Here is a 26,786-nt window from a genome sequence, read left to right on the forward strand (position 1 = left end):
ATTTTTTCGTATCGTTTTAGTATTTGACTTCTTTCTATATTCAAACGGAAGGCTAACCGGGCGATACGGCCCGGAGGACAAACTACAGACGCACATGAGCACAATCAAAGTAGAGAACCTCAGTAAATCATACGGCGACGTACAAGCCCTCGAAGACGTCTCGTTCGAGATTCCCGACGGCGAGTTCGTCGTCCTCCTCGGCGAGTCGGGTGCGGGGAAATCAACTCTCCTTCGTTGTCTGAACGGATTGACGAAACCGACGGACGGGACTGTTGCCATCGACGGTGAAGAGATAACCGGCCCGCGCGACGACGTGGCCATGATTTTCCAGCAACACTACCTCATCGAACAGATCAGCGCGTACGCGAACGCGCTCACCGGGTCGCTCCACCGCACGCCGTTCTTCCGGAGCCTGTTGCAGATGAACGCTCCGGGCGACAAACGCGAGGCGCTCGACGCGCTTAAGACGGTCGGGTTGCTCGACGAAGCGGGACAGCAAGCGGGTCGCATGAGCGGCGGACAACAGCAACGGGTCGGTATCGCCCGCGCACTGGTTCAACAACCGAACCTCCTGCTCGCGGACGAACCGGTCGCGAGCCTCGACCCCGCCAGCGCGGAGAGCGTGATGGGATACATCCGAGGGGCGGCGAGCGAGCGAAACCTCACGACAGTTGCGAGCCTCCATCAGGTGAACCTCGCCCGCGAGTTCGGCGACCGGTTCCTCGGCATGAAGGACGGGAAACTCGTCTTCGACGGTTACCGCGAGGACTTCACCATCGACGTGGTGGACGAAATCTACGGTAACATCCAGACCGAAGCGATCCGCGGCGACGCGGAGGTGACGGCATGAGCGACGGCCGTGGCGAATGGATTCGAACGTACTTCGGGTTCAGCCAAGCGGGTACCGGGGCCGTTGAACGACGGTTGACGGAACTGAAGCGGGCCAAGACGATTCGACGACTCGGTTCGCTCGTGGCGCTCGTCGTGTTCGCCTTCCTATTTCGCTTCGCCCTCGGTCAAGTCGGCTTCTCCGTGAGCGAACTCGTCAAGTACATGCCCGTGTTCGAGGACGCGCTCGGTGACTTCTTCCCGATGACGACGTACTTCGGGACGATTCCGTTCATCGACTTCGGGGCGTACGCGCATTTCATTCTGGTCGAACAGCCACAGCAGAACGGCCTCTCGTTCGTCGATGCCGCGCTGACGACGCTCTCCATCGGGTTCGCCGGAACGGTCCTCGGCATCCCCGGCGCGCTCATGTTCGGCGTCTTGGGGAGCGAGCGCGTGACGCCGTTCCCGTTCAACTTCCTCTTCCGCGGCGTCATGAGCACCATCCGGTCCATCCCGGCGCTCGTCTGGGCGCTCATCTACATCCCGCTCGGCGGCTTGACACCCTTCACGGCGACGCTGGCTATCGGAACCGACACCATCGGGAACCTCGGCCGACTGTTCACCGACGAACTCGAAGAGGTCGATGAGGGTCCAATCGAGGCCATCGAGAGTACCGGCGCAAGCGGTCCGCAGACCATCGTGTTCGGGATGCTCAGTCAGGTGTTCACCCCCTTCATCGCGTGGACGATGTACATCCTCGAAATCAACGTCCGCGTCGCGGTGACGATGGGGCTCATCGGCGCTGGCGGAATCGGCGGCATCCTCAACACCCAGCAGGGACTGTTCGCGTACACGAACATGATGGCGACCATCTTCGTCATCTTCTTCCTCGTGGTGAGCGTCGAGATGCTCAGCCAGCGGACCCGTTCGTACCTCCGCGGTAACGACGAGGGTCGCGGACTCGTCACGCACTTCCTCGACCTCCTTCGCGGCGTCCCGGAGCGACTGGGCCAATCCGCGTGGAAGTAACGGGTCCGACCCGGACTGTCGTTTCGTTCCATATCTCCAACTATAAATAACTCCACGCAGTGACTTCGAGTATGAATCCCTCGCCCTCCTCGCTCTCCAGACGTGGATTCTTGACGACGACGGGAACGCTCGGCGCGGCGGTCGGCGTCGGCGGTGCGACGACCACGACGACCGGAACGACGACGTTCTCGGACGACGCGCCGAAACCGGCGTGGACGATTCCCGAATCGCCGGAAGACTCCGACCCCCGGTACGAAGCCGCGTATCCCATTACCGTCGCCGACGGAATCGCCGTGGTCATCGTCATCTCCGACTCGACCGAATCGACCACGTACCAGTTTCGCGGGTTGGACGAATCCGACGGAACCGAGCGGTGGACGAAGGAGTTCCCCGGTATCTCCCTCCCGGTCATCGACGACGATTCGATGTACTTCTACGTTCGGAACGTGCGGAACGACACCGACTCGGAAGGGGCGTTCGTCGCGCTCGATTTGAAAACCGGCGACGAACGGTGGCGCAAATCGACCGACACGTCCTCGAGGTGGACAGCAGTGGGCGGCGGGAACGTGTATCGCCTCTCCTCCGACGACCGATTCATCCTCGCGTTGGACGCCGAATCCGGAAAGCAAGTGTGGAGTTACCAAGCCACACAGGACGATATGCGCGCCGTCAGTTTCCAGTTCGCCAACGACACCCTCTACACCAGTTTCAACGACGCTATCTACGCGTTCGCGCCGGACGGGACGAAACGCTGGCAGAACGTCGAAACCGGCCTCATGACTCTCTACGTGCGGTCGGTTACCGACTCTCACCTGTACGCCACCGAAGGCAGTTCCCTCTACGCGTTCGACGTCGAGGACGGGTCCCGGGACTGGTCCGTCGAGAGTCAGGGACAACCCGTCGAGAAAGACGGCGTGCTCTACTCGTGGGGACCGGACCTCAAGGCCATCGACGTGGAAGACGGGTCGGTCCAGTGGCAGTACGACGACGTCGGGCGCACTCGCGCCGAACCGGTCGTCGCCGACGGGGCGGTGTTCGGCGTGGACAGGGAGGGAACCGTCTCCGCGATAACGACCGACGGGACGGAGCGGTGGACGTTCGACATGGAGTCCACGGAGGAGTACAGTTTCACCACCCTCAACGTCAGCGACGGGTCCGTGTACGTCTCTTTCGAGCGAACGCTGTACGTCCTCTCGACCGACGACGGTTCGTTACAGTGGTCGTTCACGGGTGAGAACCGTGCCATCAACACCATACTCGCGGACGATGTACTCCTCTTCGGAACCCGCGGTACGCTGTACGCGTTCGACCGCCATCATTCGCTTCTCTCCACTGCCGTCGACGGAACGGGTGAGTTCCTCACGTCCGGTCCAGGGATGGCGCTCTCGGGCATCCTCGTCGGGACCACGGCGTTCGCGGCGTACCGACGGTGGAACGATGACGACGAGGCGGTCACGGCGGACGCCACCGAACCGACGCTCGAATACGGTCGGCTCGACCGCCTCGCTTCGGACGCGCTCACCGAGTCGTATCGCGTCAGGAAACGCACCGACGACGGCCCGGAAGTCGTCGTGGAGCGCCACCTGACGGACCCGCAAGTCGCGGGGACGTTCCGCTCGGCGGCCGAACGCTGGGCCGAGATGAGCGACCGCCCGGGCGTCGTTCCCGTCCTCGAAACCGACGGCGACAGCGTCGAACTGCCCTACTACGCGGACGGGTCGCTCGCCGATTCCCACCGGTCAGTCGAGGAGCGACTCGACGCGCTCTCGAACGCGAACACGGTGGTTCACGACGCACACTCTGACGGCGTGATTCACGGCGGTCTGACTCCGAAGTCGATTCTCCTCGACGGCGACGACGTTGCCGTGGGCGACTGGGAACTGGTCGCCGCGCTGGCCGAGTTCCGCGACCGGTCACCCTACGACGCGCCGGAACAGGTCGCGGGCGAGGCGGATGACGAGCGAACCGACGTGTACCGCCTCGGCGCGATTGCGGCCTTCGTTCTGACCGGCGAGGACCCCGACGGGGGGTCGCTGCGCATGCTCGATCCGGAGTATCGGAAACTCCTCCTCGCCCGAGCGGACCCGAACGAGTACGAATCGCTTCGCTCTGATTCCGTCTCACCGGAGCTGTACGAGGTGATATCGAAAGCGATGGCGGACGACCCGGACGACCGGTTCGAGTCGGTCGTCGCGTTCGACGACATGCTTCGTTGGGCGGCGTTTCGCGCTTGAGGTGCGAGCAAGAACGAAATACTTTGCCACCGTTGTACGAGTGGGGGGAAGAGAGTGGTCACCGCATTACTGATAGTCGGATTGTTCGTTGCCGTGTTCGTCGGCTACAACATCGGGGGGTCCTCGACGGGGGTCGCCTTCGGTCCCGCGGTCGGCAGCCGAATCATCGGGAAGGTCGGAGCGGCGGCGCTGTTCACCGGTTTTGCCCTCTTAGGCGGGTGGACGGTCGGTCGAAACGTCATCGAGACCATGAGCAACGGTATCGTCCCGGCGAGCCAGTTCACGCTGGTGACGAGCATCGTCGTCCTCTTTTTCGCCGGGTTCGCGTTGCTCATCTCGAACCTGTTCGGCGTGCCAGCGTCCACCTCGATGACGGCGGTGGGCGCAATCGTCGGCTTGGGGTTGGCGTCGAACACGCTCAACGAATCGCTGATGTTCACCATCGTCTCGGCGTGGATCGTCGCGCCGCTTTCGGCCTTCTTCGTCGGGTTGGTCGTCGGACGGTACCTCTATCCGCATCTGGACGCCCGATTCTCGTTCTCACGCATCGAGGACGGATTGCTGACGGTGGACCGGTCGGGGTCGATTCCCCGCCCGAAACTCGGCGGTAACGTCGGCAAACGAGAGGCGGGCGGCGCAGCGTCGGTGCTCATCATCGCCTGTTACATGGGATTCAGCGCGGGTGCGTCGAACGCGGCCAACGCGGTCGCCCCGCTCATCGGAAACGGGTCGATAACCGCCAGCCAAGGAATCCTCTTGGCCATCGGGGCTATCGGTCTCGGCGGGTTTACCATCGCTCGCCGGACCCTCGACACCGTCAGCGACGGCATCACCGACCTGCCGATTCTGGCCGCGCTCATCGTCTCGCTCATCGGCGCGACCATCATCACGATTCTCTCGCGGCTCGGGATTCCGGCGAGTCTCGCGGTCAGCACCACGTCGTGCATCATCGGACTCGGGTGGGGTCGCGCCAGTCGCGCGGTGACGGTCGCGGAGGTGGCGGACACCGCACTGCAGGGCGAACAGACGCCCACCGCGGAACTCTCCTCGGGTGCGTTGATAGCGGAGACGAGCGAATCCGAGGTGCCCCCCGGCCCGACCATCGGCGACGTGGCGGACGGCGACGTTCCCGACCCGAATGCGGTCGGCGACGGCGGTGAAGCCGGAGAAGTGCCGCCCATCGGCGAGGAGAGCATCGAGGAACTGACCGCGGAAAACCTGTTCGACCCGGCGGCGACGAGTCGAATCGTCCTCCTCTGGGTCCTCTCGCCCACCCTTTCGGCGGTCGGGTCGTTTCTCATCTTCGAGTTCATCCTGAACGTCGGGTGAGTTCGTTCCCCGGGAACAGCTGTCAACAACAGAGAAAACTGTTTTACTGGCGTTCGCCCGTTCAACGTGCCATGGGGGAACACGTTCTCGTTCCGTTGGATGGTTCGCCGAAATCGGTGGAGGCGTTCGAATACGCGGCGTCGATGCCGGACGTCGAACTCACGCTCATCACCGTCGTCAACCCGTTCGATATCGACCCGCTCTCGCCGGGGTATCAGTCGCCGATAGGGAAGTCGGGGATGCCCGCCTATTCTCAGGAGTGGTATCAAGAGGAGTGGGACAACGCCCACGAACTGCACGAGGAACTCGGTGAGCAGGCGAACGTTCCGGTCGAGAGCGTCGTCAAGATGGGCCAGCCCTCCCGTCAAATCCTCATCTACGCCCGCGAAAACGACGTGGACCACATCGTCATCGGAACCCACGGAAAGGACGACATCTCGAAAATCATCCTCGGCTCGGTCGCCGACAAGGTGATGCGCCGCGCGCCGATGATGGTCACGGTCGTCCGCTGATTCTCTCACTCGTTCGCCGTTTCCTCCGACCGTTTGCTGATTCGTGCGGCAAAGACGGGTCGCCGATTCCGATGGCGGTGGTTCGTCGGGTGTGACGATTGTCGCGCCGATCCACCGGTTCCGGTCGCGGTGCTGGTAGGTTTCTTGTCCGGCCAGGACGTTTCTTGCCGGATGGTACTCGTTGAAACCGGGGACGTCCCGCGATTTTGTTTTCATCGAAGAGTGATAATACAACATCGAAATACGTATTCGAATACCTACAATTTTTGTCCGTTTTACCGTTATAACTAGGTCCTACTCGCTAAGTATTGCCGACAGGTGGCTCATAACGAAATGTGAACCGATGTTTTACCAGGTTGCACTATGCGAGGAAACAACCGTAATCGCGGCAAGCTTAAACGCAGAGGCTATTTGAAGGGAATCGCGGCAACTGGCATCGGCGCCGGAGCGGTGAGCAAGTTCTCGGGCGCAACGAACGCGGCCACGGACGATGTCGTACAGGCGGACGGAGATAACGTCTACCTCATCTTCGGGGTCGACACCGACTCCACCGACCTCGAATCGTGGCTGGCAGACCACAAAAACGACCTCCAGACCAGTTCACAGGAGTCGTCGTCCGAGGTCATCCAGTACCAGGACGTCTCCCAACTGAACGTCAACCAGCAGAAGTATGCCGTCGCCATCTCCATCGACGGTGGGGAGGCAGACGCCATCCAGCGCACCTACCAGAACAATCAGAACGTGCAGGCGGGGAAGGCGTGGTCGAAGAACGCGAAGGCCGACCACAAGAAACAGACGTTCAAGGACGTCAAGAACGCCTACATCATCTTCGCGCACGAGACGGAATCGAGCGAGTTCTCCGGGTGGGTCGTCAGCGACGGCGAATACCAGAGCGAACAGTCCGCCGACGCCGAAATCGACCAAGAACAAGAGGTCGATCAGGTCAACTACAGCAGCCAGAGCCGCGCCGTCGCGGTCGCGGAAGGCGGAAGCTACGCCCGTTCCTACCAGCGAAGCTACCAACTCAACCAGAACGTGCAGGACGCGGAGGCGCTCGCGAAGAACGTCGGCGACGGCGATAACCAGAGCGCCGACTCGTCCGTCGACCAGTCACAGGAAGTCAACCAGCTGAACTACAACAAACAGGGCGTCTCGGTCGCCCTCGCCGTCGGCGAGGGCAGTACCGCCAAAGCGTGGCAGATCAGCTGTCAGTTCAACCGGAACAAGCAGATAGCGAAGGCCACGGCGCTCAACTTCGACCTGACCCCCGTCGACGAGTACATGTCCACCGCCAAGATGACGGGCGACTACTCGGACTCCGACGTGAAACGCACGTCGGACGGGTCGATGCAGGCGAACGAGCAGGGTGCCGAATCCGAAATCGACCAGTTCCAGGACGTCAGCCAGCGTAACTCCAGCGTGCAGAACGCGGCCTTGGCGGTCGCGCTGAACGGTAGCGAGTCGACGGCCACGCAGGCCAGCTATCAGGGCAACTTCAACGCCCAAATCGCCTCGGCGACATCGGTCAACGTGGACGAGGGCGCCCTCCAAATCGAGGGCGTGGTGAAGGGTACCGACGCGAAAGGAGACGGGTCGTGGGCGGTCGCGTACGACAACGGCGGCGACCAAGTCAACACGCAGCAAGCGCTCTCCGAAATCGAACAAGTACAGTACATCGAACAGCTGAACGTGAACGAGCAGAACAGCGCCATCGCGTTCTCCATGGACGACGGCGACGCGACGGCGGAACAGCTGAACTACCAGCGGAACGAAAACGTCCAGTACGCAGAATCGAACGCGGGCAACTGCCAGAGCTAAACGATTCGAGACTCGGCTTCGAAACGTCTCGTCGGTGACGAAGAGAAAGCCCCGTTGATTCTGTCGTTATTTTCGCGGTTCGTGTCCGACTCCGTAGCCACGGCGTCGCCGAATCCCGTCCGTCTCGCCCACTCAGAAATCGCCGAGGTTCGACTGGCCGCCGTTCGCGCCCGCCATCGTCGCCGCCTTGTCGAGCGCGCTCTCGAACGTGGACTCCTGACTCCGGTCGTAGAGCGTGGCGGCGGGGTGCAGGCAGACGAGCACGTCGCGTTTCGTCCCGCCGAGTTCGACGGCTTCTATCGACCCGGCTTCGTTCGTCACTGCCACGTCGCGGTCGAGGACGTGCTGGCTCGGAACTTTCCCGAGCGTGACGATGACGTCGGGATTCACGAGTTCGATTTCTCGCTCCAGATACTCCCGGCAGTTGCCGAGTTCCTCCGTCGTCGGGTCGCGGTTCTCCGGCGGGCGACAGCGAACGCAGTTGGTGATTCGAACGTCCGCCCGCGACAGTCCCCTGTCGCGGAGTTTTTCGTCCAGCACCGATCCGCTCCGACCAACGAACGGTTCGCCCCGTTCGTCTTCCCGCGCGCCCGGTGCTTCCCCGATGAACAACACGTCCGCGTCCTCCGGACCGACGCCGTTGACGATTTGACTTCGGCACTCGACCAGTGCCGGACAGCGCGTACAGTCGGTGACGTCCAGTCCCTCCATCGTACCCATGGTCGCCCGAACGGGCGGGACGTATTAAGTATCCTCGGCCTACGCCGCGACAATCGAACGGAGAGAATCGACGACGGCTCCGACCTCGCGTGACCGCTCGCCCTAGCGGTCGGTTCCATCGCACTGCTCCTCAGCGATCTGTTCCGCTGTCCCACTCGTCCGCGGCGCGGGCGGCCAACCGCGCGACTCGGAGGGGTTCGGGTCGGCCGCCCTCGGGCGTAAACGCCCTGACGACATCGCGGGCCTCTCCCTCTGGGAGGCCGACCTGTCGAACGAAGACCGTCTGGTCGTTGACCGCGAGTTCGCGCCGCGGCGGTTGCCCCCGATAGCGTTCGCGCCGCCGGTCGAGCGCATCGCCGGAGAACTCGGCTTCCAGCGATGCGAGCAGGCCGTCGCTCTCCTCGAAGGTGACGGCGATGACCGGTCGGTCGGTCGCCTCGTGAAGGCGGTGCATGTCCACGACGTTGTACCACGCGAGGGCGATGCCGCCGACGAGGACGTAGCGTACGTCTTCGCGGTCCAGTCGCTCCACGAGGTCGATAATCCCGTCGGTCACGTCCGTTCCGCCGACCGTACAGTCTCCAAAAACAAAACCGTCCGTCACCCTGCTCGCGCGGGTGACCACGCCAGCGAGCGTGCTGGTGTTGCGGCGGTAGGATTCCGCGACACCGAGCGCTCGAACACCCGACTTCACGCTACTCTTCGTCTTTGATTTCGCTGAGTCGGTCCAACAGCTCGTCGTTCGATGCCCCAATCTCGAAATCTACGCTGCCTTCGTGGTCGTGCTCCGACGTTGCGACACCGCTGTCGTCGTCCAAGTCCGCGCTATACTCCTGATTTTCTTGTTCTGATTCGTCGTAGCTCCCGAAGCCCATACGATAGTTAGTATGCACTTCGAGCACTAAAAACGCTCGGCGCCCGTCAGAATTTTGGTAGATGGGGGGAAACGACCCGATATGCAAGTCGTCACCGTCACCGCCGATGCCGAGACGTTCACCTGCAACGCGTATCTCGTCCTCGGCGAGCGCACCGTCCTCGTCGACGCCGGGGCGATGGATGGCGTCGTGGACGTCATCCGCGAACACACCGACACGCTCGATGCGGTCGTCCTCACTCACCAGCACGGCGACCACGTCGAACAACTCGACGCCGTGTTGGACGAATTCGACGCGGAACTCGCCGCCTACGCCCCGCATCCTCGCCGCGATACGCCCCTCTCCGACGGCGATACGGTTCGCATCGGCGACGAGGAGTTCGAGGCTGTGCACACGCCCGGCCACGCGGACGACCACCTCGCGTTCGTCAGCGATTCGACCGTCTTCAGCGGCGACGTCGTGGTCCACGACGACGGCGCGTTCGACGACGGCAGTTTCGGACGAACCGACATGCCGGGGCAGTCCCGCGAGGAACTCATCGAGAGCATCCGCGACCTCCTCGACCGTATGCCGGATTCTGTCGAACACATGTACGCCGGACACGGTGACGAATTCCACGGGGACGGTCCCGAGAGCCAGCCGGAACGGCAGGACAGTTCTGGCGACGTGCGCGACGTCATCGAAACCGCACTGGAGCGGGCGGAGAAACGCGAACCGAAGTATCCCGAGTGAGCGAGACACTCCGTGTCGCCGGATAGCGAGACGCTCTGCGCCGTATGGTAACACGAATCGAACACGCTTTTCTCCTCGGTCGAACCTCTCTCTTTCATGCCCGGACCCGTTTTTCTACGCGGCGACCGAATCGAACTCAGGACGGTCGAAGCGGACGACTTGGATTTCCTGCAAGAGACCATCAACGACCCGAACGTCCGCCGGTTCCTCGGCAGTCGCTCGCCAATCAACGGCGAACAGGAACGAGAGTGGTACGAGGAGCGCGCCTCGGACGCCGACACCGACCACACGCACCTGCTCATCTGCCGCGACGGCGAAGCGATGGGGACCATCGGCCTCCACCCGCACGACTCGACGGGCGTGAACGCCGAAATCGGCATCTCTCTCGCCGAGGAGTTCTGGGGCGAGGGCTACGGTACGGAGGCCAGTCGGCTCATCACCGACTTCGGGTTCCGCGAACGCCGCCACCACCGGATCTTCGCCCGCGTCTTCGAAGGCAACGTCGGCTCCGCCCGCATCTGGGAAAAGCTCGGTTTCCGCCACGAGGCGACACACGTCGAAGCCGAGTTCCTCGACGGCGGATACGTAAACGTCGAGCGCTACGCCGTCCTCGAAGACGAATGGTTCGGGGGAGACGAATAGCGGGACGCGGAGAAACGCGCGGCTCCCGGTTGCGATTCGAACGAAAAATCGGCGACCCGATTATGCGCTGCGCGATTCCTTGCTCTTCGGGCGGAGCTTGCTGTAGCCGCACTTGCGGCACTTCTCCGCTCGCTGCGGGTTGCGCGCGTTACAGCGCATGCAAATCATCTTTTCGAGCGTTCGTTTCTCTGCTGCGTCGAAACTGGCCATACCGTGCGTTTTCTTCCCCGCGCGTTTAAACGTTATTGAGTTACCGCGTCGCTACTCCTCCCCGGCGTCCAGATATTCCTGCTGAATGGCTACGACGTCGGTCGAATCGGCACAGTCGGCGTAGCGGCGGAGCGGTTCCGCGTTCAGTTCGAGGAACGTCTCCCCCCAGCGGAACTTCGAGAGTATCCCCTCCGCTTGGTCGCGCTCCCCGAGGATGCAGAGTCCCGCCGCGAACGCCTCCACGGTGTTCAACCGAAACGGCTTGCCGTAGTTGACGGGGTTCGCGGCGACGAGGAACGGCAGCGCTCGGTGGACGCCGGGCATCTCGAACAGCGCCCGCTCCGCGCTCTCCCACGAACAATCGAGGGCGACGAGGGTGTCGGTTTCGGCGCGGTCGGCGGGCGACAGCGCCTGCTCCGCGTGCGGATTGAGGACGATGCCGTACGGCGTCGCTCGGGTCGTGCGGTGGAGTTCGGCGAGGTCGAACCGCGCGAGCTTTCGCGCCGTACACTTCTTCGGGTCGTCGTCACCCTCGTACCGGACGTGGAGGTTCACTGCCGAACGCTTGGCGTGGCTCGGTAAAAAGTGGCGCGAAGAAGGCCCCGCCGGGGGTGCGGTGCTGTGCGGAGCGGAGCCGTATGGAAACAGTTCCTCTGTCGTACTGGCGTACCGGATTCCACCGGCGAATGTACGAGCTCGCGGGGACGACATAGACGTTTATATGACCGCTATTGTGGCCTCAAATTTATCCCGCGGACTATCGAGAACTCAATAGCTCGTGCCGAGAGGATAAAAAGGGTCGTCCGCGTTGTCCCGCGTATGGACTCCGAAGCGGTCGTTCGGGCGTACTACGATTCCATCGACGCACACGACTACGAGACGTTCGCCGGGTTGTTCGCCCCGAACGTGGTACACGAGCGACCCGACCGGACCATCGAGGGACGCGACACACTCGTCTCGTTCATGCGCGACGACCGCCCGAACAAAGAGACGAGTCACGAACTCTCGCGGGTCGAGGAGAACGGGGAGTCGGTCGTCGCCGAGGGCCGCCTGCTCGACGCCGACGGCGATACGATGTTCGCCTTCGAGGACGACTTCACCGTCGTGGACGGCCGAATCGCGCGGATTCGGACGCGGACGCGGTAGCCGTCCCCGCCGTTTCGACATCCGCAGAAGTCATCTCCCGCGACCGGCGAAAAATCAGCGCTCGAACATTCTTTACATATCAACCCGCCGTTTTTCGACATTTGGTACCTTGGTGCACAGTTGATGGCATCTTCACGAACGTCGGCGAATCGAGGCGCGCGGAACAAAGTCATGGGCACGATAGCCGCACTGGCCGTCGCGCTGTTACTCGCCGCGGCGACCGGGGCGTATCGGCTGTTTTCGTACTGCGCCGCGCTGTTCATCGTGGCGAACTTCGCGGCCGCGGCCGTCGAACGGAACGACGGCGAACTGAACCTCGCCCCCTACACGTGGTTGCTGGTCGGACTGGCCGCGGTTTTCGCGGTCGGGTTCAGCATAATCTGGCTGCGGTGGCATCCCGGCGTGACCGACTACACGTACGTCCTCGGCCTGCCGGTTTCCACGTTGGCGTACTTCGTCTTCCTCTGGTTGCTCCCGATACTCGGCGCGGTCTACTACGCCCTCGTCTTCCCGGACATCGGCAGCGACGACGTGGTTGACGATCTGATGGACGACGTGCGGCGGGTCCAGCGGGGCAAACAGTTCCCGATGTCCGTCGCCCGAACGGAACCCGACGGCGGCGAATCCGGCGGTGCTGACCCCAGCGGCAAGTCGCCGCAAACGGACGGGGGTGACCGACGATGAGTCCCGTCCCGTTCGTCCCCCTCCAAGAAATTCCGGTGACGGATAGCCCGTACGTCCTGCTGTTCGGCGGTGCCTATCTGCTGATCGTGTTGGCCATCGGCGTCTGGGGCTACATGCAGACCGAGAGCACCGCGGACTTCCTCATCACCGGCAAGAGCATCGGCACGTGGGTGCTCGCGCTAACGGCGTTCTCGGTCATTCAGTCCGGGTTCGGCTTCGTCGGCGGTCCCGAACTCGTCTACTCGTTCGGAACGACGGCGCTGTGGATTTTCTTCACCGCGCCGCTCGGGTTCGTCATCACGTGGGTGCTGCTGGCGAAGCGGATGCGCCTGCTCGCCGACATCCGCGACGTGATGACGCTCGCCGACGGGATGTACGTCAGATACGAGAGTGCGTGGGTTCGCGGCCTCACCGCCGTCGCCGTCATCGTCGGCGTGATGGCCTATCTGGCGACGAACCTCGCCGCGCTCCAGTACGTCATGCGGGCGATCTTCGGCCTGCCGGTGATGTGGGGCCTGCTCATCGGCGCGCTCATCCTCCTGCTCTACAGCATGCTCGGCGGCATGATAGCGGGCGTCTGGACGGACTTCGTGCAGGCCATCACGATGATAGTCGGTTCCCTGTTCGTCTTCGCCTTCGCGCTGTCGTTCGGCGGCGGCATGGGTTCGATTTCGCGCAATCTCGCCACCGCCGACCCGGCGTTCGTCTCGCCGTTCGGCGCGATGGGCGCGCCCGCGGCGACCATCTTCACGGCGCTCGGCTGGTGGATTCTGTTCTCCGTCGGCGCGGCGGGACAGCCACACCTCATCACCAAGTTCTACATGAGCCGCAACCTCAAAATCCTGCGCTGGGGCGCGCCAATCGCGGCGGCGACGTACGCGATTTCCAGCCTCCTCGCCTTCTCGACCGGACTGTCGATGCGCGCCATGGTCGAGGCGGGTCAGACCGCGGCCCCGAAGAGCGCGTCCGTCGTCGGTCCCGTCTTCGTCCTCGAACACACGCCCGGCGTCGTGGCCGGACTCATCCTCGCGGCCCTGCTCGCGGCCATCATGAGCACGAGCGACTCGTTCCTGAACATCGGTGCGGCCGCGGTGTCCCGCGACATCCCCCGCGCGCTCGGCCGACCCATCGAGGACGACAAGACCGAACTTCGCGTGACGCAGGCCGCGCTGGCGGGCCTGACCATCGCCTCGACGCTCATCGTCTACTACTCCCAGACGCTCGTCGGCATCCTCGGAACCATCGGGTGGGGCTTCTTCGCGGCGGCGTTCTTCGCCATCGCGGCCCTCGGCCTGAACTGGAAGGGCGCGACGAAGGAAGGTGCCATCGCCGCGCTCCTCGGTGGGTTGGTCGTCAACCTGTTCTACAGCGCCGTCCCGCGAATCGCGGATGTCGTTGCCGGGATGGATGGGTCGCTTCCGACATTTGTGGTCTCCGGCGCGGAGTGGATTGCGACGACCGTTCCAAATCTCTATCCCTTCCCCGGTTCGTTCCCGGTCGGAACGGTGGCGCTCCTCGTCGCAATCGCGCTCTTCATCGGCGTCTCGCTGGTGACGCAGGAACGGCAGACGGTTCCGGAGGACATCGCCCTCCTTCTGGAGGGATAGAATGAGCATGACCGAGACACGAGATGACGGGGACGAAACGCGAATCGCCCACCTCTCCGGGTGGTTCCGCCAGCGCCCCACGTCGATGGAGTACTGGGACCTCCTCGTCACGGACGAGCGACTCGTCTGGTGTTTCGTCGGCGAGTCGTTCAAATCGATGCTGTTGCGGGCGGACACGGGCGAACGCGGTCGGAAGGAGCTCGCGGACGCCACGCCCAACCGTGCCCTGTCGTTCAGCGACCGCAACTTCGCGGTTCCGCTCGATTCGGTTCGGTCGATTCGCCTTCGAGAGGGCACCCTGTTCCGGCGGGCGAAACTGACGGTTTCGTGGACCGACGGCGACGCCGACGAGTTCGAGCTTTCGGCGACGAAATCGGCTGACTCACACGTCGGAGACGTGGAGACGCTCGAAACGGATGATCGACTCTCGCACGTCGATATCGGCGTCGAATCCGCCGGGTTGTTCTGATTTCGGTTTTCGTTTTCGCTCCCTATTCGATTCGCCGTCCGCCTATTCGCGGGTCAGCACGTCCTCGGATTCGATTTCGGGGAACGACGCCACGACGCGTTCGAGCACCTTTGCCTCCGCCCGTCGGAGGTTGTTCGACGCCGCCGTCTTCGAAACGTCGAACTCCTCGGCCAACGTGCCGAGGTTCGCGTCCCGCGGCGTTCGGAAGTACCCTCCGTCGACGGCTTTGCGGAGCGTTTCGCGCTCCGTCTCCGACAGTTCTCGACAGCCGTCGAGGACGTTTTTCGCCGCGCCGAGGTGCTGGATGACGTCGAGGTACTCCTCGAACGACGTGGCGTTTCGGCTCTCGACGCGGAAGTCGTTGTTCCTCTCCAAATCCGAGAGGGCGTTGTCGGTGTTGTCGGCGGAGTCGAACCCGACGTTCCAGCGTTCGCTCCCGTCGCTGATCTGAAACGGCCCCGTAATGTAGCCGTCGTGCTTTCGAATCGTCCGCATCGCGTCCGTCTGCCCGATGAACGACTTGATGACCGCGGTGTCGCCGCGGCGCGAGAGGAGTTCGAACTCCAACATCCGGTCGTGGTCCTGCAGCGCGCCGAGACCGTTGGTCAGCGCGCCTCGGTCGTCCCCGCGAACGAGAATCCGCGTCTCCAACTTCCGCTGGGCGGTGTTGAAGTCCCAATGCATGGTGTGAAACGAGACGTCCGTTTCGTCCGTCACGTCGATGTATGGACAGTCATACTGCACCATGTCCATTGTTACCGAAATCATATCCCATTTCATCGTTCATTATGGAAATAAATATCGGAATCTGACCTCTCTATTGTAAATCCGTTCCGTCAGGTACCGCCCGGAAACGAGGGTGAAAACGGTCGAATATCGTTCGGAACGGAGGTCGTGCCTCGCTCGAATCCCACCCGGACTTCAGTCGAGCTTTCCGTGCAGGACCTTCGCAGCCGTGAGCACCGGGTCCCAGACGGGACCGAACGGCGGCGCGTACGCCAAGTCGAGGTACTCGACCTCACCGACGGTCATCTCGGCGTGGAGGGCGGTCGCCACCGTGTTGATGCGCTGTGCGACGCCCTCGCGGCCGACCATGCTCGCGCCGAGCAGGCGGCCGGACTCCCGGTCGGCGGTCAACCGGACAGTGATGGGCGACCCGCCGGGGTAGTAGTGCGCCCGCGACCCCTGCTCGATGACTTGCGATACGGGGTCGTATCCGGCGGCTTCGGCTATCTCGTGGTCGATGACTCCCGTCCGCGCGGCTTCGAGGTCGAACACCTTCACCACCGCCGTGCCGACGATATCGCCGACGGGCGTCGGGGTACCCGTGACCGTTTGTCCGATGGCGCGCCCCGCCCGGTTCGCGGTCAGCGCCAGCGGTACGTAGTCCGGTTCGCCCGTCACGGCGTTGCGCGCTTCGGCGCAGTCGCCCCCGGCGAAGACGTTCTCGTCGTTCGTTCGCCCGTACTCGTCGGTGGCGATGGCCCCCGTCTCGCCCAGTTCGACGCCGTTCTCCCCCGCGAGTTCGGCGTTCGGCGCGACGCCGGTTGCGACCAGCACCACGTCAACTGGGATCGTCTCGCCGTCGGCCTCGATGCCGGTCACGCGGCCGTCCTCGCCGACGATGCGCTCGACCATCGTGTCGAGCGAGAGGCCGACGTCGTTCGATTCGAGGTGGTCCTCGACCTTCTCGGCGACGTCTTCCCCGAACGGGGCGAGCACGTGCGGCAGCATCTCGAAGACGTGGATGTCCATATCGCGGGCGTCGAACGCCTCCGCCATCTCCAAGCCGATGTAGCCGCCGCCGATGATGCCCACTGAATCCGGGTTCGCCGCGGCGAGGTATTCGTGAACCTGTGCGCCGTACCCCTCTTGGAACTCGTCGTCCGGCACCGCAGCCGGTGGGGAGAGCGCGCGTTTGACGGTCGCCGCCGAGTTCATGCTGTGGAGCGTGAATACCCCGTCGAGGTCCGCGCCCTCGATGGGCGGGACGACGGCGCGCGCGCCGGTGGCGACGAGCAGGTCGTCGTAGGACTGCTCGACTCGTTCTCCGTCGTGGACGGCCGTGACCGTCCGTGCCTCCCGGTCGATGGAGACGACTTCGTGGTGCTGTCGGAGGTCGATGCCGCGTTCGGCGAACTCCTCCGGCGTGAGCGTCACGAGGTCGTCCAGCGACTCGATTTCTCCCTTCACGTAGTACGGAAGCCCGCAGGCTCCGTAGGACACCCACTCGCCCTTCTCGAAGACGACGACTTCGAGGTCGGGGTCGTCCCGCTTCGCCTTGCTCGCTGCACTCATTCCCGCGGCATCACCGCCGACGACGACGAACGTTCGTCCCATACGTCACACTTGGTCGTCACCGATTAAAACAGTATTGCACAAATTGAACAAGACGGTTCGCGGAGCGAAACTCCTTCAGTCCCGTTCGCCCGACCCGAGCGCGCTCTCGCCGACGGGTTCGTGGCCTTCGATGACCTCCTGTCCGCCCATGTACGGCCGGAGGGCTTCGGGAATCGTCACCGTGCCGTCGTCGTTCTGGTAGTACTCAAGAATGGCGACCATGACGCGGGGGAGCGCCAGCCCCGAGGCGTTCAGCGTGTGCAGGTACTCCGTCGATTCGTGGCGTTCGGGGCGGTAGCGAAGTCCGGCCCGACGGGCCTGAAAGTCCTCGAAGTTCGAAGCGGTCGAGACTTCCAGCCAGCGGCCTCCTTCCTCCGGTCCGTCGTCCAAGTCGTCGCCGGGTGCCCACACTTCGAGGTCTATCTGCTTGGTCGCCTTGAACCCGAGGTCGCCCGTACAGAGTTCGAGGACCCGGTACGGCAGTTCGAGGCGGCGCAGGACTTCTTCGGCCTCGTCCAACAGGACGTCAAGGCGGTCGTAGCTCTCCTCGGGTTCCACGAAGTTGACCATCTCGACCTTGTTGAACTGGTGGACGCGCACGATACCGCGCGTTTCCGTGCCGTGTTCACCGGCCTCGCGGCGGAAGTTCGGCGTGTACGCCTGGTGTTTCAGCGGCAGGTCGTCGCGCAGGAGGATGTCGTCCGCGTACATGTTCGTCACCGGCACCTCCGCGGTCGGGCAGAGCCAGAGGTCCTCGCCCTCGATTTTGTAGGCGTCTTCGGCGAACTTCGGCAGTTGGCCCGTCCCCGTCATCGAGTCGCTGTTGATGGGTATCGGTGGGAAGATGTCCACGTAATCCTGCTCACGGTGCACGTCCAGCATGAACTGCATGATGGCGTGCTCCAGTCGCGCGCCGTCGCCCTTCAGGAAGTAAAAGCCGCTGCCGGTGGTTTTCGCCGCTCGCTCCTCGTCGATGATGTCCAGTTCCTCGCCGAGTTCGTAGTGCGGAATCACGTCCGCCGGGAGGTCTCGGAGGTCGCCGAAGCCCTCGCGCCGCTGTTCCACGTTGTCGTCCTCGTCCACGCCGACTGGGACGCTCTCGTGTGGCACGTTCGGGATTTCGAGCATCCGCTCTTCGAGTTCCTCCTCCAGTTCGCTCGCCTTCGTCTCGACTTCTTCGAGCTCTTCTTTGAGCGCGCTCGACCGTTCGATGGCCGCCTGTGCTTCCTCCTCTTTTCCTTCCTGTTTCAGCTCGCCGATGCTTCGGCTGACCTCGTTTCGTTCGTGCCGAAGGTCGTCGCCGCGCGCCTTCAGTTCGCGCCACTCAGCGTCCACATCGAGAAAGCCGTCCAAATCCACGTCGCCGCCTCGGTTTTCGAGCCCCTCTCGAACTTCGTCCGGGTGGTCCCGGATAAACTTCCTGTCGAGCATTCCTGACTCGGGTTTCACCACGCCTGCAAAAAACCGTGTCGCTATATCGAGACGATGTGACAGTGTTCGCAATCGGCTTCGAGGACGTTGTAGGTGGGCGTTTCTGCATCGCACCGACCGGGTAGGGGATGTCGAGGAGAATCCGTGGCTAACGCTCCCAACACTGATACGAAGTCTCGGAAAGCCCCCACCACGCTCGCACACCGACCACGATGAACGCGAGCGCGCGGCCCCTTTCAATCCCGCCCAGCACCGCAACCGCATCAACCACACCCTCCCCAACCGATTGCGTTCCTCACTCACGTCCGTTCGCTCCGGTACTCATCCCTCGCGTGATAGCCAACCAACCCCTCTGACGAAGCGTCCTCGGTGTTGTTGGCGCACGCGCCGGGGTCCTTCGGTCGGTATCGCGCACCACGAATAGCCGCCATGGAACGCACGATTACGCTTCCGGGAGGGTGCGCCAGCGCGCGTCGCGCGAGGCGGAAGACGCGAACGGCGAGCGCATTCCCGCGCTGGCGGGGAGGTGTGGGGACACCGGCGGTGCGGGTGGGGTACGGTGCGGGATGCTCGCCGCCAGCGGTCCTCGGCACACGGAAACGGTTCGCCGTAGCCACACGTTCGATAAAACGAGGAACTCCTCGCAGGTGAATCACGAAACACGTGTGACGCGAATCGTTTTTCCCGTCTCCCCACGCGAGGTACGGTATGGCAATCGGCGACCTACGGGAAGTCACGATGGGGGACTGTTCGGACCTGTACTACCTCGACACCGGAATGTACGACACGGAGGCCTACGGCGCGGTGTACATCCTCGACACCGACCGTCCGGCCATCGTGGAGACCGGCATCGGGACCCACTACGACCGAATCCTCGACGCGCTCTCCGAGTTGGATATCGCGCGGGAGGACGTGGCGGTCATCGCGCCGACGCACGTCCACCTCGACCACGCGGGCGGCGCGGGCTTTCTGGCCGCGGAGTGCCCGAACGCGGACGTGTACGTCCACGAAATCGGCGCGCGCCACCTCGTGAACCCCGAGTATCTGGTGAAGGGAACGAAGGCGGCCGTGGGCGACCAGTGGCAGTTCTACGTCGAACCGAAACCCGTCCCCGAGGAGCGCGTCGTGGAAGTGACGGACGGCGACACCATCGACTGCGGCAGTCACGAACTGGACGTCATCCACGCGCCGGGGCACGCGCCGCATCAAACGATGTTCTACGACCCGGCGAACGACGCGGTGTTCACCGCCGACGCCGCGGGTATTTGGGTGCCGAGTATCGGCGAAGTCCGCGAGACATCGCCGCCGACGGACTTCGATTTGGACCAGTGTCTGGACGACGTGGAGACCATCCGCGACCTCGCGCCGGGGACGCTCCTCTACACGCACTTCGGGCCGCGCGAGTACTCCGAGGACGCGATGGACGAGTACGGCGAAGTTCTCTCGAAGTGGGTCGCGGCGGTGGACGCCCAGCGCGCGGCCGCGGACGACGACGAGGAGATAATCGAGCACTTCGTCGAGGAAGGCGAAATGGACGAAATCTGGGGCGAGACGAAGGCACACGCCGAGACAGCGATGAACACCCGCGGCGTTCTTCACTATCTCGACACCCACGAAGGTATGTGAAACGCTCGAAACCGGAAAAACTGGAGTAAACTTTCGCACCGTTCTACACTACCTTAATGGGTGAGAACTTGCAAGTGACTGGTATGGAGTGGCGTGACGCCGAGAAGGAGTTTACCGACCCAGCCATCGAGCGGACGACGCTGGCCCGCATGTTCGAGGACAGCGCCGAACGACACCAAAATCGTCCCGCACAGCAGTACAAGGGCGGCGTCTACAGTCGCTCGCTGACCGAAACCGCGCTTCCGGCGGCACCGGATGGCGAGTTTCGGTCCATCTCGTACGCGACGATGCGCGACATCGTTCGCAACCTCGCCGCCGGGTTCCGCGACCTCGGTGTCGAAGCGGACGACAGAATCGGCGTCTTCGCCGACACGCGGATGGAGTGGGCACAGACTGACTTCGCGTTGCTCGCGGCGGGCGCGGTCGTGACGACAGTTTATCGGAGTTCGTCCGTCTCCCAAGTCGAGTACCTCCTCGGCGACCCCGAGGCGACGGGCGTCGTCGTCGAGAACGAGAACTTGCTGGAACGCGTGTTCGAGGCGGAAGACGCACTCGACCTCGAATTCATCGTCGTGATGGACTCCCTCTCGCGGGAGTACGACCGCGACGACCTCTACACGCTCGGCGAGGTACACGACCGCGGCGAGGAGGCGTTCGACGCCGACGAGTACGAATCGTGGATCGACGCCCGCGAATTGGACGACCTCGCCACGCTCATCTACACCAGCGGAACGACGGGCAAACCGAAGGGCGTGAGACTCACCCACTGGAACTTCCGGTCGAACGTCAACCAGTGTTATCGGCGGTTCGGCCCCCGACCCGACAAGGAGGTTCCGGTCGTCGACCAACACTCGAAGACCGTCTCGTTCCTCCCGCTCGCGCACGTCTTCGAACGAACCGCCGGTCACTTCATGATGTTCGCGGCCGGTGCGACGGTCGCCTACGCTGAAAGCCCGGACACGTTGCAGGACGATTTCCGCGCGGTCAGGCCGACGACCGGCACCAGCGTCCCCCGCGTCTACGAGCGGATTTACGACGCGATTCGGTCACAGGCCGACGAGAGCGACCTGAAACGCCGAATCTTCGAGTGGGCGACGGACGTCGGCAAGGCGTATCACGAAGTGGACTCACCGGGCGTCGGCCTCCGGGCGCAGAAACTGCTCGCCGACAAACTCGTCTTCGACCAGGTGAAGAACGGACTCGGCGGCAACATCGAGTTCTTCATCAGCGGCGGCGGCAGTCTCTCGGCTGATTTGTGCGCGCTCTATCACGGGATGGGACTGCCCATCCTCGAAGGCTACGGACTCACCGAAACGTCGCCCGTCATCTCGGTCAACCCGCCCGAAGCGCCGGAGATCGGGACCATCGGCTACCCCGTCGTGGACGAAAAAGTGAAGGTCGACGATTCCGTCGTCGGCAAGCAGTTCTCGGACGCGGCGGGCGAGGTCGGCGAACTCCTCGTCAAGGGTCCGAACGTCACCGACGGCTACTGGAACAAACCGGAGGAGACCGAACAGGCCTTCACGGAGGACGGCTGGTTCCGAACCGGCGATATCGTCGAAATCCGCCCCGACGGGTACATCGTATTCCGCGAGCGCGCCAAGGAACTGCTCGTTCTCTCGACCGGCAAGAACGTCGCGCCCGGCCCCATCGAGGACGCCTTCGCCGCCAGCAACATCGTGGAGCAGTGTATGGTCATGGGCGACGGCCGGAAGTTCGTCAGCGCGCTCATCGTCCCCAACGCCGAGGAGGTCCGCGAGCGCGCCGCCCGCGAGGGTCTCTCGCTTCCCGACGACGACCGCGAACTGTGCCGGAACGACACGGTGTACGAGTGGGTCGAAGCCGAAGTCGAGCGCATCAATCAGCGCTTCGAGTCCTACGAGCAGATAAAGCAGTTCAGGCTCGTCCCCATCGAGTTCACCGAGGACAACGACCTGCTCACGCCGACGATGAAGAAGAAACGCCGCAACATCCTCGACCGCTTCGCCGACGACATCGACGCCATCTACGTCGACTGATTCTCACCTCGAACCGGTCTTTTCGAAGAGAATCTTGACAAACGACCACGTTTCGATCGAAAATAGAAACGATTGACAATCCAGTTCGGCTCCTTTCCCGCTGCAGTGTCCCATTCAGACCATGCTATTTTATACCCGTCCAGCTTTTCCTTCCCGATACATGGAGGGCCAGCAGTGAGTGCCGAGGCAGCGAGTGCGCAGTTGCTGTACATAGTCACCGCCATCATCGGACTGGGCGTCGTCTCACAGGTGCTCGCGGATCGATTTCAAGTGCCGAGCGTCCTGTTTCTCATCTCGGCCGGTGTTCTCTTCGGCCCGGTCGGACTCGGGCTGCTCGACCCGTCGGCGTTCGGTGACGCGCTCTCGTCCATCGTCGGCTTGAGCGTCGCCATCATCGTCTTCGAGGGGGCGTTCCACCTCAAAGTGAACAAACTCCGGGAGGCACCGTCGGCACAGATACGTCTCATCACCGTCGGTGCCCTCATCTCGTTGCTCGGGACGGCCACCGTCGTGCGCTACGCGCTCGGGCAACCGTGGGACCTCTCCCTTCTCATCGGGTCGCTGCTCGTGGCGACCGGTCCGACGGTCATCACCCCGATACTCTCGGTCGTGGCGGTGCGAGACCGAGTCGGTGCCGCGCTCGAAACGGAAGGTATCGCGAACGACGTGTCCGCCGCCATCCTCGCCGTGGTGATGTTCGAAGTTCTCGTCCTCACCGGGTCGAACGGGTTCGACTTCGGCGAGTTTCTGGCGTCCTTCGTGCGCCGACTCGGGACCGGCGTCCTCGTCGGTCTCGTCGTCGCCGGTATTCTCTGGTACATACTCCACCGGCTCAACCTCTCGCGAGGGAACGCGCCACAGAACTCCCGCCTGCTGATTCTCGTCGGGGCGCTGACCGCGTACGCCGCCGCCGACTTCGTTGCCAAGGAAGCGGGCATCGCGGCCGTCGCGACGGCGGGCATCCTGCTCGGCAACGCAAACCTTCCGTACGAGGAGAAGATAGAGGAGTTCAAGGGCGACATCACGCTCGTCGTTCTCTCGTTCGTGTTCATCACGCTCGCGGCGCAGCTGAAACCGACGTACTTGTTCGACCTCGGTATCGGCGGTATCGTCGTCGTCCTCGCCGTGATGTTCGTCATTCGGCCGCTGGTCATCTTCATTTCGGCCTCCGGCGGCCGATTCACGCGGGGCGAAAAGACGTTCATGAGTCTCGTCGGACCGCGCGGCATCATCCCGGCGTCGGTCGCCACGCTGTTCGCGATTCGCATCCGGAACGAAGCCGACGTGATTCCGAACGCCGAGACGGCGGCGGCGGTGCTCATCGGTACCGTCTTCCTCGTCATCGTCGTGACCGTCGTGTTCGAGGGCGGATTCGCTCGACACATCGCAGAATACCTGAACGTGATTCCAATGCGTGTACTCATCATCGGAGGCGGAAAGGTGGGCCGGTCGCTCGCCGCACGCCTCGAAGACCGCGGAGAGAACGTCGTGCTCATCGAGAACGACGAAACGATACTGCAGACCGCACGTGAGGAGGGCTACACCGTCCACGAAGGTGACGGAACCGATACGGAAGTCCTTCGGGCGGCGGGAGCCGACAACGCGAAAATCGTGGTCGCCGCGACCGGTGACGACGACGTGAATCTCCTCGTCGCGCAACTCGCCGAATCGAAGTTCGACGTGGAGACCATCATCGCTCGGGCGAACAACCCGGACAACGTGGACGCCTTCGAGGACCTCGGGGTTCGGACGATTTCGTCGTCGCTCGCCACCGCGTGGGCCATCGACAACGTTATCGAACGCCCCGCGCTCTCGAACTGGATGACGGAACTCGGACGGAGCGGCGACGTACAGGAGATAGAAGTAACCGAACCGAGCATGGTCGGCAAGACCATCGAGGAACTCGACGCCGAACTCCCGAACGGCGTTCTCATCGCGCTCGTGGGCCGCGACGGCGAGACGCAAGTTCCGAGCGAGGACTTCACGCTTCAGAACGGCGACCACGTGACCTTCCTCGGTCGCAAGTCGGCCGTCAGAAGCGCCATCTCGCTGTGTCATCCGCGATAGACGAGTCACGGTTTCCACTTCGGTTTCGTCGTACGACTTCCAAATTCGCCGCCGAGAGGAGGGTGAATCCCGCGAGAAGCAGCGCGACGTACACGAGAACGTGTACGAGCGAAAACGGATACATCCCGAGGAGGTTACTGACGATGGCGACCCCACCGACGAGCGCCAACGCGAGGTAGTACCGACTCCAGTTTTGCGTCTTCGACGGCGGATTGACGAATCTGTCGAGTTCGGTCGCCGTGTCGCTGAGTCGCACCTGTCCGCGCTGTCTGTCGTAGACGATGATGCCCGCGTCGGCCATCTTCGGGAGATGGGTCTGGTACAGCGAGGTGTACACCGACTTTCGCTCCTTCGAGGAGACGAGTTCGACGCTGGTGTCCTGCTCCCACGCGGCGACGGCCTCGGCGAGTTCGCCGATGGAAACCCGTCCCGACTTCGACCCGAGGTAAGAGAGGGCGTACCGACGCCGCGGGTTGGTGAGGATTTCGAACGCGGTATCCGGCGAAATCCGCCCCTCCCCCCTCGGTGGCTCGGTGGTCATTGTCGAAGACTGTGTGATGTCCCGGCCGTACGATACACTACCCCCCACTTGGATAGCTGACCGCAAAAAGATATTCGTCTGTTTACACCTTTGGCGCAGAGAAACAAGCCCGTTTCGGGTTCCCGGAACGCGACCTGTGTCTTTATCACTCTCAATCTCTCATCGTCGTTCATGTTGCACGCGACAGGTTCGCTCCTGACTATCGACGTGGGCGACCGGACGACCGTCGTCGAGGACGTTGACGACGTGCTGTCGTCGTTCATCGGCGGACGTGGCGTCGGGGTGAAACTCGCACACGACCGGATTCCGTTCGACGCGGACCCGTTCGGGTCCGACAACAGCCTCTTTTTCACCACCGGTCCGCTCCAGTGTTCGACGATGAGTTTCACGGGTCGGATGAACTGTACCGGCGTCTCGCCGCTGACGGACGGCCTGCTCTCCTCGAACGCGGGCGGATTCCTCTCGCGCCACTTCGCGGCCACCGGGTACGGCGCGGTGCAAGTCACCGGCCGAAGCGACGACCTGGTAGCGGTTCACGTCACGGACGAGGGAATCGAGTTCGAAGAAGTCCCCCAACTCGCCGGAGCGACCGTCACCGAGGTCGGCGAGTACATGGCCGACGAACACGGTTTGGGCGACGAGCAGTTGGTCGTCGCCGGACCGGCGGGCGAGAACCGCGTCCGCTTCGCGTCCATCATGACGACCGAACACCGGGCATTCGGTCGCGGCGGCCTCGGCGCGGTGCTGGGCGCGAAGGGCGTGAAGTGCATCAGTTTCGCGGGCGACTCGGCCCCGGACATCGACATCGACCCGGTACAGACGGACGTCCACCGGGAGGCCGCCACCGCGAACGACCACCCGATGAAATCGGCCGGGACGACCAGCGTCACCGAGTACGCGAACCACGTGAGCGCACTGCCGACGCGCTACTTCTCCGAACTGGAGTTCGAGGGCGCGAGCGACATCGGCGGCGAGGCCGTCGCCGAGAAGAAGTACAAGAAAGGCACCTGCTCGCAGTGTGCCTTCGCCTGCAAACTCCCGACGAAGGACGAGGAGACGGGGCTGGAAACCGAAGGCCCGGAGTACGAGACGGTGATGGCCTTCGGGAGCAACGCGGGCGTGGACGATATCGTCTCGGTGATGAAGTCGAACGACCTCTGTGACGAACTCGGCATGGACACCATCTCCTGCGGAGACGTGATTTCGGCCTACCTCGCCGCCAACGACGAGTTCGGCAACGACGAACTCGTCCACGACCTCGTGGAGAGGATCGCCTACCGCGAGGACGAAGGCGACCTCCTCGCGGAGGGCGTCCACCGCGCCGCGGACGAACTCGGCGTCGAGGACTGGACGGTCAAGGGACTCGAATTCTCCGCCCACGACGGTCGCACCCTGAACGGACAGGGCCTCGCCTTCGCCGTCTCGAATCGCGGCGCGGACCACATGTACGCCGAGTTCTACTCGAAGGAGTACCCCCTCGTCGGCAAGGACGAGGCGGTGGACCCGACAGGCCTTGACGGTAAACCGCCGCTCATCGTGGCGAAGGAAAACCACAACGCCGTCCTCGACAGCGGCGTCGTCTGCAAATTCTCGCGCGACTTCATGACCGAGGAGCGCCTCGAAACCCTGCTCGATACGGAGTACGAGAAGTTACAGGATACCGGCGCGGAAATCGTCGAACTCGAACGGCACTTCAACAACGAACGCGGGTTCGACCGCGAGGACGACACGCTCCCCTACGACCTGCCCGACTTCGAGGACGCCCTCTCGGAGTACTACGCCGAACGCGGGTGGAACGACGACGGCACGGTGAAGTCCGGTCCCATCAGTGCGGACGACTGAGACCGACGGCTCGTCTCCTTTCAGCTATCCGTTTTCAGCTATCCGTTTTCAACCATCCATTTTCAGCCGTCGACCGTTCTCAC

The 26,786-nt window shown here is 63.3% G+C and carries 26 protein-coding genes; 16 read left to right on the forward strand and 10 right to left on the reverse strand.

Translation table 11 applies throughout. The annotated features are described in order from the left end of the window. Positions 1-94: 94 nt before the first annotated feature. From V5735_RS12720 to V5735_RS12745, 6 genes are all read left to right on the forward strand, one after another. Complete coding sequence (locus V5735_RS12720; protein WP_423743859.1) at positions 95-850, forward strand: phosphonate ABC transporter ATP-binding protein; 756 nt, start codon at positions 95-97, stop codon at positions 848-850. Next, positions 847-1,860 carry a phosphonate ABC transporter, permease protein PhnE gene (gene phnE, locus V5735_RS12725; protein ID WP_423743860.1) on the forward strand — a complete coding sequence of 338 codons (1,014 nt, stop codon included), beginning with the start codon at positions 847-849 and terminating at the stop codon, positions 1,858-1,860. The genes V5735_RS12720 and phnE overlap by 4 nt, the downstream gene beginning before the upstream one ends. A gap of 71 nt (positions 1,861-1,931) precedes the next feature. Beyond that, the gene (locus V5735_RS12730) at positions 1,932-4,094 is read left to right on the forward strand and encodes a PQQ-binding-like beta-propeller repeat protein (RefSeq protein WP_423743861.1); all 2,163 of its coding nucleotides are present in this window, start codon (positions 1,932-1,934) and stop codon (positions 4,092-4,094) included. A 54-nt stretch (positions 4,095-4,148) separates the two neighbouring features. After that, positions 4,149-5,423, forward strand: coding sequence for an anion permease (locus V5735_RS12735; protein ID WP_423743862.1), 1,275 nt, complete (start codon positions 4,149-4,151; stop codon positions 5,421-5,423). 71 nt (positions 5,424-5,494) lie between these two features. Then, on the forward strand, positions 5,495-5,935 hold the full coding sequence (locus V5735_RS12740; protein WP_423743863.1) for a universal stress protein: 441 nt from the start codon (positions 5,495-5,497) through the stop codon (positions 5,933-5,935). A 411-nt stretch (positions 5,936-6,346) separates the two neighbouring features. Next, a complete protein-coding gene (locus V5735_RS12745; RefSeq protein ID WP_423743864.1) occupies positions 6,347-7,753 on the forward strand; it encodes a hypothetical protein in 1,407 nt (468 codons plus the stop codon). A gap of 132 nt (positions 7,754-7,885) precedes the next feature. On the opposite strand, the gene V5735_RS12750 is transcribed toward V5735_RS12745, so the two are convergent. From V5735_RS12750 to V5735_RS12760, 3 genes are all read right to left on the reverse strand, one after another. Continuing rightward, entirely contained in the window at positions 7,886-8,473 is a 588-nt protein-coding gene (locus tag V5735_RS12750; RefSeq protein ID WP_423743865.1) for a uracil-DNA glycosylase, read from the reverse strand. 130 nt (positions 8,474-8,603) lie between these two features. After that, positions 8,604-9,167 (reverse strand): DUF99 family protein, encoded by a 564-nt coding sequence (locus V5735_RS12755; protein ID WP_423743866.1) that lies wholly within the window; start codon positions 9,165-9,167, stop codon positions 8,604-8,606. Position 9,168: 1 nt separating this feature from the next. Further along, positions 9,169-9,348, reverse strand: coding sequence for a DUF5786 family protein (locus V5735_RS12760; protein ID WP_423743867.1), 180 nt, complete (start codon positions 9,346-9,348; stop codon positions 9,169-9,171). An 81-nt stretch (positions 9,349-9,429) separates the two neighbouring features. On the opposite strand from V5735_RS12760, the gene V5735_RS12765 reads away from it, so the two are divergent. Together V5735_RS12765 and V5735_RS12770 are read left to right on the forward strand one after the other, a co-directional pair. Next, the gene (locus tag V5735_RS12765; RefSeq protein WP_423743868.1) at positions 9,430-10,080 is read left to right on the forward strand and encodes an MBL fold metallo-hydrolase; all 651 of its coding nucleotides are present in this window, start codon (positions 9,430-9,432) and stop codon (positions 10,078-10,080) included. Positions 10,081-10,176: 96 nt separating this feature from the next. Further along, entirely contained in the window at positions 10,177-10,722 is a 546-nt protein-coding gene (locus V5735_RS12770; RefSeq protein ID WP_423743869.1) for a GNAT family N-acetyltransferase, read from the forward strand. A gap of 60 nt (positions 10,723-10,782) precedes the next feature. On the opposite strand, the gene V5735_RS12775 is transcribed toward V5735_RS12770, so the two are convergent. Beyond that, positions 10,783-10,932, reverse strand: coding sequence for a 50S ribosomal protein L40e (locus tag V5735_RS12775; protein ID WP_423743870.1), 150 nt, complete (start codon positions 10,930-10,932; stop codon positions 10,783-10,785). 51 nt (positions 10,933-10,983) lie between these two features. Next, positions 10,984-11,487: a DUF367 family protein gene (locus V5735_RS12780; protein WP_423743871.1), complete on the reverse strand. Its 504-nt coding sequence runs from the start codon at positions 11,485-11,487 to the stop codon at positions 10,984-10,986. Positions 11,488-11,751: 264 nt separating this feature from the next. On the opposite strand from V5735_RS12780, the gene V5735_RS12785 reads away from it, so the two are divergent. The 4 genes from V5735_RS12785 (at position 11,752) to V5735_RS12800 (ending at position 14,838) form a co-directional block, all read left to right on the forward strand. Further along, positions 11,752-12,078, forward strand: coding sequence for a nuclear transport factor 2 family protein (locus tag V5735_RS12785; protein WP_423743872.1), 327 nt, complete (start codon positions 11,752-11,754; stop codon positions 12,076-12,078). 123 nt (positions 12,079-12,201) lie between these two features. After that, positions 12,202-12,762, forward strand: a complete 561-nt coding sequence (locus tag V5735_RS12790; protein ID WP_423743873.1) for a hypothetical protein — start codon at positions 12,202-12,204, stop codon at positions 12,760-12,762. Next, positions 12,759-14,369, forward strand: a complete 1,611-nt coding sequence (locus V5735_RS12795; RefSeq protein ID WP_423743874.1) for a sodium:solute symporter family transporter — start codon at positions 12,759-12,761, stop codon at positions 14,367-14,369. The genes V5735_RS12790 and V5735_RS12795 overlap by 4 nt, the downstream gene beginning before the upstream one ends. A 7-nt stretch (positions 14,370-14,376) precedes the next feature. After that, a complete protein-coding gene (locus tag V5735_RS12800) occupies positions 14,377-14,838 on the forward strand; it encodes a hypothetical protein (RefSeq protein WP_423743875.1) in 462 nt (153 codons plus the stop codon). A gap of 42 nt (positions 14,839-14,880) precedes the next feature. On the opposite strand, the gene V5735_RS12805 is transcribed toward V5735_RS12800, so the two are convergent. The 4 genes from V5735_RS12805 to V5735_RS12820 all read right to left on the reverse strand — a co-directional run bounded on the left by V5735_RS12805 (position 14,881) and on the right by V5735_RS12820 (position 19,202). Further along, positions 14,881-15,606, reverse strand: a complete 726-nt coding sequence (locus V5735_RS12805; protein WP_069452913.1) for a helix-turn-helix domain-containing protein — start codon at positions 15,604-15,606, stop codon at positions 14,881-14,883. 153 nt (positions 15,607-15,759) lie between these two features. Continuing rightward, a complete protein-coding gene (locus tag V5735_RS12810) occupies positions 15,760-17,178 on the reverse strand; it encodes an FAD-dependent oxidoreductase (RefSeq protein WP_423743876.1) in 1,419 nt (472 codons plus the stop codon). A gap of 75 nt (positions 17,179-17,253) precedes the next feature. Beyond that, positions 17,254-18,609: a serine--tRNA ligase gene (gene serS, locus V5735_RS12815; protein WP_423743877.1), complete on the reverse strand. Its 1,356-nt coding sequence runs from the start codon at positions 18,607-18,609 to the stop codon at positions 17,254-17,256. Between the two features lie 299 nt (positions 18,610-18,908). Continuing rightward, the gene (locus V5735_RS12820; RefSeq protein WP_423743878.1) at positions 18,909-19,202 is read right to left on the reverse strand and encodes a hypothetical protein; all 294 of its coding nucleotides are present in this window, start codon (positions 19,200-19,202) and stop codon (positions 18,909-18,911) included. 115 nt (positions 19,203-19,317) lie between these two features. Between V5735_RS12820 and V5735_RS12825 the strand changes: the two genes are divergently transcribed. The 3 genes from V5735_RS12825 to V5735_RS12835 all read left to right on the forward strand — a co-directional run bounded on the left by V5735_RS12825 (position 19,318) and on the right by V5735_RS12835 (position 24,320). After that, positions 19,318-20,235 carry an MBL fold metallo-hydrolase gene (locus V5735_RS12825; protein ID WP_423743879.1) on the forward strand — a complete coding sequence of 306 codons (918 nt, stop codon included), beginning with the start codon at positions 19,318-19,320 and terminating at the stop codon, positions 20,233-20,235. Positions 20,236-20,318: 83 nt separating this feature from the next. Continuing rightward, a complete protein-coding gene (locus V5735_RS12830; RefSeq protein ID WP_423743880.1) occupies positions 20,319-22,253 on the forward strand; it encodes an AMP-dependent synthetase/ligase in 1,935 nt (644 codons plus the stop codon). A 174-nt stretch (positions 22,254-22,427) separates the two neighbouring features. Further along, positions 22,428-24,320 carry a cation:proton antiporter gene (locus V5735_RS12835; RefSeq protein WP_423743881.1) on the forward strand — a complete coding sequence of 631 codons (1,893 nt, stop codon included), beginning with the start codon at positions 22,428-22,430 and terminating at the stop codon, positions 24,318-24,320. Here the strand turns inward: V5735_RS12835 and V5735_RS12840 are convergent. After that, positions 24,286-24,861 carry a DUF7344 domain-containing protein gene (locus V5735_RS12840; RefSeq protein WP_423743882.1) on the reverse strand — a complete coding sequence of 192 codons (576 nt, stop codon included), beginning with the start codon at positions 24,859-24,861 and terminating at the stop codon, positions 24,286-24,288. The genes V5735_RS12835 and V5735_RS12840 overlap by 35 nt on opposite strands. Positions 24,862-25,032: 171 nt before the next feature. Between V5735_RS12840 and V5735_RS12845 the strand changes: the two genes are divergently transcribed. After that, positions 25,033-26,703, forward strand: a complete 1,671-nt coding sequence (locus V5735_RS12845) for an aldehyde ferredoxin oxidoreductase family protein (RefSeq protein WP_423743883.1) — start codon at positions 25,033-25,035, stop codon at positions 26,701-26,703. Positions 26,704-26,786 lie beyond the last annotated feature (83 nt).

This window comes from Haladaptatus sp. SPP-AMP-3 (genome assembly GCF_049568665.1).
Taxonomy (GTDB): domain Archaea; phylum Halobacteriota; class Halobacteria; order Halobacteriales; family Haladaptataceae; genus Haladaptatus; species Haladaptatus paucihalophilus.

Excerpts from the sequence above, each read along its gene's own strand:
- V5735_RS12825 (WP_423743879.1), top strand. The coding sequence starts at position 19,318 with ATGGCAATCGGCGACCTACGGGAAGTCACGATGGGGGACTGTTCGGAC.
- V5735_RS12830 (WP_423743880.1), top strand. The coding sequence starts at position 20,319 with ATGGAGTGGCGTGACGCCGAGAAGGAGTTTACCGACCCAGCCATCGAG.
- V5735_RS12750 (WP_423743865.1), bottom strand. The coding sequence starts at position 8,473 with ATGGGTACGATGGAGGGACTGGACGTCACCGACTGTACGCGCTGTCCG.
- V5735_RS12765 (WP_423743868.1), top strand. The coding sequence starts at position 9,430 with ATGCAAGTCGTCACCGTCACCGCCGATGCCGAGACGTTCACCTGCAAC.
- V5735_RS12720 (WP_423743859.1), top strand. The coding sequence starts at position 95 with ATGAGCACAATCAAAGTAGAGAACCTCAGTAAATCATACGGCGACGTA.
- V5735_RS12730 (WP_423743861.1), top strand. The coding sequence starts at position 1,932 with ATGAATCCCTCGCCCTCCTCGCTCTCCAGACGTGGATTCTTGACGACG.
- serS (WP_423743877.1), bottom strand. The coding sequence starts at position 18,609 with ATGCTCGACAGGAAGTTTATCCGGGACCACCCGGACGAAGTTCGAGAG.
- V5735_RS12775 (WP_423743870.1), bottom strand. The coding sequence starts at position 10,932 with ATGGCCAGTTTCGACGCAGCAGAGAAACGAACGCTCGAAAAGATGATT.
- V5735_RS12760 (WP_423743867.1), bottom strand. The coding sequence starts at position 9,348 with ATGGGCTTCGGGAGCTACGACGAATCAGAACAAGAAAATCAGGAGTAT.
- phnE (WP_423743860.1), top strand. The coding sequence starts at position 847 with ATGAGCGACGGCCGTGGCGAATGGATTCGAACGTACTTCGGGTTCAGC.
- V5735_RS12785 (WP_423743872.1), top strand. The coding sequence starts at position 11,752 with ATGGACTCCGAAGCGGTCGTTCGGGCGTACTACGATTCCATCGACGCA.
- V5735_RS12805 (WP_069452913.1), bottom strand. The coding sequence starts at position 15,606 with ATGATTTCGGTAACAATGGACATGGTGCAGTATGACTGTCCATACATC.
- V5735_RS12840 (WP_423743882.1), bottom strand. The coding sequence starts at position 24,861 with ATGACCACCGAGCCACCGAGGGGGGAGGGGCGGATTTCGCCGGATACC.
- V5735_RS12845 (WP_423743883.1), top strand. The coding sequence starts at position 25,033 with ATGTTGCACGCGACAGGTTCGCTCCTGACTATCGACGTGGGCGACCGG.
- V5735_RS12740 (WP_423743863.1), top strand. The coding sequence starts at position 5,495 with ATGGGGGAACACGTTCTCGTTCCGTTGGATGGTTCGCCGAAATCGGTG.
- V5735_RS12770 (WP_423743869.1), top strand. The coding sequence starts at position 10,177 with ATGCCCGGACCCGTTTTTCTACGCGGCGACCGAATCGAACTCAGGACG.
- V5735_RS12810 (WP_423743876.1), bottom strand. The coding sequence starts at position 17,178 with ATGGGACGAACGTTCGTCGTCGTCGGCGGTGATGCCGCGGGAATGAGT.
- V5735_RS12790 (WP_423743873.1), top strand. The coding sequence starts at position 12,202 with ATGGCATCTTCACGAACGTCGGCGAATCGAGGCGCGCGGAACAAAGTC.
- V5735_RS12795 (WP_423743874.1), top strand. The coding sequence starts at position 12,759 with ATGAGTCCCGTCCCGTTCGTCCCCCTCCAAGAAATTCCGGTGACGGAT.
- V5735_RS12800 (WP_423743875.1), top strand. The coding sequence starts at position 14,377 with ATGACCGAGACACGAGATGACGGGGACGAAACGCGAATCGCCCACCTC.